Source organism: Limnofasciculus baicalensis BBK-W-15 (genome assembly GCF_024178385.1).
GTDB lineage: Bacteria > Cyanobacteriota > Cyanobacteriia > Cyanobacteriales > Coleofasciculaceae > Limnofasciculus > Limnofasciculus baicalensis.
Genome location: NZ_JAMZMM010000313.1, coordinates 1 through 7,434 on the forward strand (window position 1 = coordinate 1; position 7,434 = coordinate 7,434).

6 protein-coding genes are annotated in these 7,434 nt (G+C 42.1%); 2 read left to right on the forward strand and 4 right to left on the reverse strand.

What is annotated here, in order from left to right; genetic code table 11:
• Nucleotides 1–26: 26 nt before the first annotated feature.
• On the reverse strand, nucleotides 27–620 hold the full coding sequence (locus tag NJ959_RS22915) for a Uma2 family endonuclease (protein ID WP_254014060.1): 594 nt from the start codon (nucleotides 618–620) through the stop codon (nucleotides 27–29).
• A 137-nt stretch (nucleotides 621–757) separates the two neighbouring features.
• Here NJ959_RS22915 and NJ959_RS22920 point away from each other — a divergent pair, with 137 nt between their 5' ends.
• Nucleotides 758–979 (forward strand): type II toxin-antitoxin system RelE/ParE family toxin, encoded by a 222-nt coding sequence (locus tag NJ959_RS22920; protein WP_254014061.1) that lies wholly within the window; start codon nucleotides 758–760, stop codon nucleotides 977–979.
• 128 nt (nucleotides 980–1,107) lie between these two features.
• Here NJ959_RS22920 and NJ959_RS30490 read toward each other — a convergent pair whose 3' ends face one another.
• From NJ959_RS30490 to NJ959_RS22935, 3 genes are read right to left on the reverse strand one after another with little or no spacing between them, the layout of a single operon-like run.
• Nucleotides 1,108–3,996, reverse strand: coding sequence for an SUMF1/EgtB/PvdO family nonheme iron enzyme (locus NJ959_RS30490; protein ID WP_254014062.1), 2,889 nt, complete (start codon nucleotides 3,994–3,996; stop codon nucleotides 1,108–1,110).
• On the reverse strand, nucleotides 3,989–4,942 hold the full coding sequence (locus NJ959_RS22930; RefSeq protein WP_254014063.1) for an AAA family ATPase: 954 nt from the start codon (nucleotides 4,940–4,942) through the stop codon (nucleotides 3,989–3,991). Before NJ959_RS22930 ends, NJ959_RS30490 begins: the two co-directional genes overlap by 8 nt.
• On the reverse strand, nucleotides 4,939–5,988 hold the full coding sequence (locus NJ959_RS22935; protein WP_254014064.1) for a hypothetical protein: 1,050 nt from the start codon (nucleotides 5,986–5,988) through the stop codon (nucleotides 4,939–4,941). Before NJ959_RS22935 ends, NJ959_RS22930 begins: the two co-directional genes overlap by 4 nt.
• A 568-nt stretch (nucleotides 5,989–6,556) precedes the next feature.
• On the opposite strand from NJ959_RS22935, the gene NJ959_RS22940 reads away from it, so the two are divergent.
• Entirely contained in the window at nucleotides 6,557–6,808 is a 252-nt protein-coding gene (locus NJ959_RS22940) for a hypothetical protein (RefSeq protein WP_254014065.1), read from the forward strand.
• Nucleotides 6,809–7,434 lie beyond the last annotated feature (626 nt).

Genomic DNA, 7,434 nt, shown 5'->3' on the forward strand with positions numbered 1-7,434 from the left:
TTGTGAAAGCGGGGAAAATGCCTGGACTACAAATTGATAATTATCGCTAGATTTAGGATAAATTCAGGTAGGAGAGATTCTCCTGATAAATTAGGTGGGTTATCTGGGGAAAAAGTGATGGTTTCTACCTCTCCATTATCGCGGTAAATTTCCACTAAGGGAGTTTTGGGATCTAGTAACCAACCGAGTTGCAAACCGTTAGCGATGTATTCCCGCATTTTATCTTGCAGTTGACTCAAACTATCGGTTTCCGATCGCAATTCGATGATAAAATCTGGACATAAAGGTGGAAAGCGCCGCCGATTTTCAGGTGATAATGCTTCCCATCTCTCCCGCCTTACCCAAGAAACATCAGGACCTCGCTTCGCGCCATTGGGTAATATAAAAATAGTAGAGGAGTCAAAGACAAATCCTAATCTAGTTTGGCGATTCCAAATCACCAAATCTGCTGTCAAACCTGAGTTTCTAATGCCACTTTCTCCACCTGTTGGGGACATGATAATTAATTCTCCTTCAGCGGTGAGTTCAATTCGCCATTCTTCATTTGCCACGCACAAATGATAGAATTGATCGTTGGTGAGGGCTACTGTTGGGGGTACATGTAGGGTGATGGTTTCCATGGCTGATGAGGGGATGATTTGGATCGTGCTTTTATTTTACGCGCGATCGCACAGTTTAGAGAGTTTGGGGATTATCCTAGATCGCTTATGTTATGTGTTACGCTTAACGTAAGGGATAACATCTGGATCTGTCACTTATGTGTCCAAAATACAAAGATAAACGGACAGAGCGGTTTCCTATAGGGGAGCGGGTGAAGGAGTTTCAGGCTTTCGAGAGACAGGCTTACAAACGCCTGGAAATATTAGAAGCAGCGGTGAATAAAGAAGCATTGATGTTATTACCGAGCAACCGTTTTGAGGCACTCATTGGCTTGCGTCAAGGTCAATACAGCATCCGTATTATGCTAAATTTTTATTAATAAATCGGATAACTCTTCGGCGTTTTGCCTACCAAGCTACCCGATTTAGGTTAATATTTGGATACCGTCACCGATATCTCAGGAATCGGTTTGGACTCCTCTTGGTACGCTTGACAAATTCCCATTTGTCAATTCTGACTCTTAGGAATCCTGGGGGGGACGGAAACGACACGAAAACCGATGCTGTCGTTGCGTAAGTCCCCAATGTTCCCGAGGCGAAACGCACTGCGACAGTTGCCTGGAAAGTCGAACCAAGAACCACCGCGCAGGGGAACTATTTTATTATTTGATTTATCACTAGATAGCCATATACTCCCATCGCTATTACTACTCTCATAATTATCCTGCCAATCATCAGCGCACCATTCCCACACATTCCCGTGCATAGAAAACAAACCAAAAGCATTAGGAGGAAAACTGCCAACTGAGGTAGTTTTTTCCCGATATACTCCTTTTGATTCCTCGGCGAATGTGTAATTAGCGTCGTAATTGGCTAACTCACTAGTGAGAGTCTCCCCAAAGGCAAAGGGAGTAGTAGTTTGAGCGCGACAGGCATATTCCCATTCCGCTTCGCTGGGGAGGCGATAGGTTTTTTCGGTATGGCGAGATAACCTGGCACAGAACTCTACACAACCATACCAGGAAACTTGCTCCACAGGTAAAGTATCTGCCACTAATTTGTCATCATTCTTAAAATAAGCTGGATTCGGCTCTAAATCTCGCTCCACTTTAGGTAACCTTTCTGCCACTGCCCGCCACTGCGCCTGAGTGATGGGATACTTAGCCATATAGAAAGGTGAAATAGTCACTTCATGTTGAGGATGTTCATCATTACGCCCCTCTCCTGACGGGGAACCCATCAAAAATGTCCCACCGGGGATATCCATCATTTCCAAAGGAATATTACCGGGGAGGATATCTATATAATATCTAACTTTTTTCGTCTCTTGTTTAATAACTTCCCCTCGGCGGTTAACAGTGGGAGTTTCAAAGACAAAGACACGCCACCGACTTCTACCGGGAACCCGCAAAGAAACTCCAGCAATATCTAACTTACCCTCACTATTTAATTCTGAATCGAGTTGAGCAAACAACTCTTCCCCACCCGCTTGATTGCCCCGCGCTCTACGTCCCAAACCTTGGGCTAAAATTAATAGAGGTTGAAAGTTATTTTCTGCCAACGGTTGAGCAAAAGTGCTTACTAGAGAGGCAGTATGAATTTGCTTTTGGGCATCGCCACCATATACCTGCTGTAATCTTAGCGCCAATTGTTTAGCTAATGCCGTCGGTGCGGTGTAGCCTAACGCAATCCATTCCGGTTTTTCTCCTAATTCTGCCGGAGTGCGATCGCTGATTCCCGCTTCTATATAAAATAGTAAAGCATCAGAAAGTCTGTGAAGTTGATTAGCACCAAAGCGCTTGTCAGCAGCTAGACATTTTAATAAGTAATGACGGATTGCACTATCCATCTCATAGAGATTATACCCAACACTGTGACAGAGATTAGATAGCAATAAATCGGGAACCACATACCAAGGGATATCGGGCTGAAAATTCTGGCGTAAGTAATGGAGTAAATCGGTAGTTAAGGCTAGTGGGAAGGCTGCGTGATAGGCAAATTCTAAGTAATTTTTTCCTCTGGCGGCGAAGGAGTTAATTTTGCGGGCGGCGATTTGATATTTTAGTTGATTGTCGTTTCCGCTTTGGAAGTTTGTAGTAAGCACTTCAGTGCTTGGAAATAGAGGCACTGAAGTGCCTACTACAAACTTATCTAGATTTAGAGGTTTAGTCCCCCTTAATAAGGGGGATTTAGGGGGTTCCTCATTCCAAGTCCCCCTTAATAAGGGGGATTTAGGGGGTTCCTCATTCCAAGTCCCCCTTAATAAGGGGGATTTAGGGGGTTCCCGTAAACATCGCAGCAAATTCCGCCATCCCGATGGAGTAAAATCAAACATCGGCACATCGTCAGCAATATAACTGGCGGTAGTTGATTCCCAACGACTTTTTGGCACAGGATTCAACCAGACAATTTGCGGTACAAAAGGCTTAACTTGGGCTAAGAAATCTGCGGTTAATTCAATCCGGTGTGGATTTAATCCACCTCTGGCTGCACCGCCATCGCTGAAAATTAAGATTGATGTATGGTTAGGATTAAACTTTGGTAGGAGTTGGGCTAGTTTCTGTTTGTGAGTTGGGATTAATTTAGGTGTGGTGTAGAGAGATTCTTGGGGAGAATTGCGGAAATAATAAACTGGAATTTTCGGGGATTTAATAACAAGGGGCTTAAGCCCCTTGTTCAAACTGGTATAAGATCTCAAATGTATGGGAGATAGACTTTCCACCATGCGATCGCAAATATCAGCAAAAGGTAGCATGGAGTTACTTTGGTCTATCAGTAACACTACCTCAATTTTCTTTGCCCGACAAGACTGATAAACGGGTGCGAGGAAAAATCCATCCTGACTAATCCGCTTTACAGTAGCTGGGATATCTAATTCTGTCAGGTTTCTCACTGGCGAAAAGTCACGGAGGGATTTCATTCCTTGTTTGAGAGATTTCCTGGTAACGGGAAAGTACTCATCTTTTAGGCTAAATTCCCCTATTGCGTCTTTTCTGGCTGGAGTATCGCTGGTTTCAATCGCCGCTGCAATTTCCTCTCCTTCAGTTTCTTCCTCAATAAGTAAATGACTGCTATCATTCTCTACTGACTCAGGCTGCGGTTTTTCAATTGGCGATAAATCCGATAGTTTATTTTCCCTATCCTCCGCTTTTCCTATCGTTGGCTTTGGTACCCATTTTTCTTGATAACGGGCAAACCCTTCTGTAAAATACTCTTTTTCTGCAACAGACTTTACCCACAATCGCCGACACAACTGCTGGAATTCTTGAGGATTTTGTGGTGTAAAGCCAGATTCCATTGCTCTGAGTAAAAGTCCATAGTCTTCTACTGACAATGGCAAACCCGCTTGTCTCACTTCCCAGAATAATTCTAACAAATGCGAGTTATTATCAGTCACGATTTGATCTCCGATATTGACTCATTTCCTCGCGAGTTTTGAATAAAGTACCCAGAAAGGGAATACCCTCCTTTATTTTACCAGGTACTTCCCCAAGAGGCGAGAGTAACAAAGCCTTAATCCAATCCAAAAGTTCGCTAGTGCTGACATGCTTACCACTTTCTCCTTCTGGATTATCCCGCACTCCCATAAAAATATCGATAATTTGGTTAGCTATATTATCTGGTAGCCTATCTCCGAAATGCGCCTTTACAATAGTAAACAACTCCGATTGACTAGGAGGTTCAAAATAGTGAAAGAAACAACGGCGCAAAAACGCATTAGGCAAATCTCGCTCTTGATTGCTAGTTACGATTAAAATAGGCGGTGGCAATATTTTTCCTGGTGGAGGAATTTCTTGTTGAGTTTCCTCAATAATAAACCGCCGCTCCTCTAATTCTAGCAAAAGGTCATTGGGGAAATCAATATCCGCCTTATCAATCTCATCCAGCAAAACAATCATGCGATAATCGGATTGAAAAGCTTTCCCGAAAACACCGAATTTAATATATCCACTTTGGCTTTCATCTTTTAACCGCGCCAATCCTTTGCCATCCAATTGATTGACACTGGCTAATTGAGCATCTCGCAAACGGGCGACTGCATCATATATATATAGTAAATCTCTTGCCCGACTAGTGGATTTTACCGTATAAGACAGATAAGGATATTGGGATAATCCAGCTTCTTGGAGAAGGGGAAGATTTTGTTTGGTAAACTCAAAAGCAATAGCACTCGCCAACTTAGTTTTACCACAACCAGGCTCCCCCATCAATAGTAAAGGACGTTCCAGCGCGATCGCAAGTTTTACCGATTCTTTTAATTCCTCACTAGGGATATAGGGAGAGGCCGGATCGCTAATTTCTCCCGTGTATTCCAGATTCCATGTTAAGGGTTGTTTACTCATAAGTCAAATGATTGTTGTATACTATCCCAATTACAGCCACAAAGACTACAAATTTCTGCGATGGCTAATTCCGGAGTTCCTTCTTCACGGCTTTTGCGCCAAACCCGTTCTAAAATGTTTGGCATATCGTTATTATCCATTAACTCGCCTAAAATATTTTGATTTTTGTTCAACCACCGCCCCAACATATCTTTCCCAAAACTTTCTATCGGTTTTAAGTCTAGCGGGTGATAGGGCTGCCAATTTTCTAGTTGACAACAGTTGAGGTTCCAGCTATCAGCCATACCTTGATTATCTACTAAAAATACCAAGAAATAAGATTGACTTTTATTATCCACCCTAGCCATCCTTTCTAGCAATGGTAGCCAAAATTGGTCTAACAATTTCTGGTGTTCTGTTTTATATAGTCGATCCAGATGTTTAAAAGTCAAAATAATCGTCTCCTCTTCCCAATAATTATAAGCACTTTCGACTATATCTGTAACCCTATCTGCACAACCGAACTTTTCACCAAGTATTTGCCATAAATCTTCAATATATACTTCCAAACGATCCGGCAGATTAATAGTAAATTTATGTGGTGTCTGTAAATAACTACCAAATTCATGATAAAATAAACGATTTACCAATAACTCCTGACCGCTCAGATATTTGCCATGAACGAGAAAGCATCCCGATTTACGGGTGCCATCAGCATTCCAGAAATCTTCAAACAAACGGGATTGAGATTGATAATTTAAAGAATACAATATTTCTTGCAGTTTTCTCGGTTTATTGTTACCAAATTCTTCAGTAATGGATTGCCAGTCATTTTCACCAACAGCTTGGCAGATTTCTTGAAAAGTGCTAATCCGTATACGTGTCTTTTGCCAAAATTTTTTTAAGCTGGGTTGTGAAGTGCCAGATTTATATACCCATCTGTCATCGTATTTATTCCATCCTTTTTGTTTTCTGAGTTTATCGATAATTTTCAAACCGTCATCCGATGCTTTAACTGAAGCCATGTATTTATTTTTACAATGAGGTATTTTAACATTGTTAATCATCCCGAAAATCCGCCAGGGATTAAAATCCCTGTCTCATAGCTTAAGTCGGTTAAAACCGACTACGGATAGGTATCTTAGTCCGTTTTAACTGATAAATTGCACCATTGGCTAAATTGCACCATTGGCAATCACCGTAGGGTGGGCAGTCCCCACTAACGTAATAATCAGATTTTAAACTTATATTGGGGACTGCCCACCCTAGATTTCCCGATAAGTATTTCAGGGCAGTCCCCACTAACGTAATAATCGATTTTAAACTTATATTGGGGACTGCCCACCCTAGATCTCCCGATAAGTATTTCAGTCCGTTTTAACGGACTTAAGCTATTAGACAGTGGTTTTAACCACTGTCGGGACTGTCGGGACTGTCGGGTAATTGGGATTGAGATTGGGAGAATATGTGATGTCGATCAAATTGATCCTAAAACTGATCCCTAACCGATCAAAACCAGATCTAAATTAGTCAAACTGGCTCGATTAAGTATCAATAAAATAATATAATCTGATTCTTTTTCTGTCAAAAATATCGAGATATCGTATTGACATAACGAAAAAGAGACAAACACAAATGACTCAAAAATCTGAAGAAACCAAACCAGCACCCAAAAACACACAAAACTCCTTACCCAAAGCACCCAAACCAGCATCCGACAACAGACAAACCCCCTTATGGATTGCCATCCTCCTAACCTGCTTCATCGAAGCACCCCAAGGAATAAATGCTTGGATTGACTTAGCCCAACGATTTCCCCAATTAGATAATATACTCCATCCATCAGCAATAATCCTGAAAAAGGATAGCAATTCACCCAAAAATTAACTTAAGCAATTCCTGCGAGTGCGTTAGCCTAGCCTAACGCACCCGACAATTATTCCCACCTGTACTACAATAAAAAATATAGATATCTTCCTGCAAAAACTCCGCGTACCTCTCTCTATACCTCTGCGAACCTCTGCGTTAAAATCATCGAAAAACGAGAGGGAAACCCCTGGCTTTTAGACACGGGGAGGAACGCGGCTGCGACTTGAGTCGCCGTCAAAATAGTGGAAATTGTCATCTTTTGGTCTGTTCTACCCATTACCGCCTTGGAGTTGCTAGACTCGGTGTACTCTTGTAATGCACTTTCAATGGGACAATTTCCATTTCAAGTTTCACAACCCTGTACGCATAATAGTTTTGCTCCTTTGAGCCTCCCATAAATGGGGTAATGTGAGCCTAGACAATGTTAGAGGTCGGTAACTATCCAAACAGCACTTCCTTAACCCTTGTACAGATGTTTAACTGTTTGGTTCTAGAGCAGAGAACTGGCTGCGCATTCTCTGGTAGGTCTTAAACTCTTGCCTCTAACATAGTACCCTTCGGTACTGAGTCTGGTCAGATTTGGGCTTTGACAAGCCCCCGCCTTTAGGCGTGGGGTTTCTGACACTATCTCAATTTATATACCC

Coding starts and splice junctions, on each gene's coding strand:
- NJ959_RS22915 (WP_254014060.1), bottom strand. CDS start 620: ATGGAAACCATCACCCTACATGTACCCCCAACAGTAGCCCTCACCAAC.
- NJ959_RS22930 (WP_254014063.1), bottom strand. CDS start 4,942: ATGAGTAAACAACCCTTAACATGGAATCTGGAATACACGGGAGAAATT.
- NJ959_RS22935 (WP_254014064.1), bottom strand. CDS start 5,988: ATGATTAACAATGTTAAAATACCTCATTGTAAAAATAAATACATGGCT.
- NJ959_RS22940 (WP_254014065.1), top strand. CDS start 6,557: ATGACTCAAAAATCTGAAGAAACCAAACCAGCACCCAAAAACACACAA.
- NJ959_RS22920 (WP_254014061.1), top strand. CDS start 758: ATGTGTCCAAAATACAAAGATAAACGGACAGAGCGGTTTCCTATAGGG.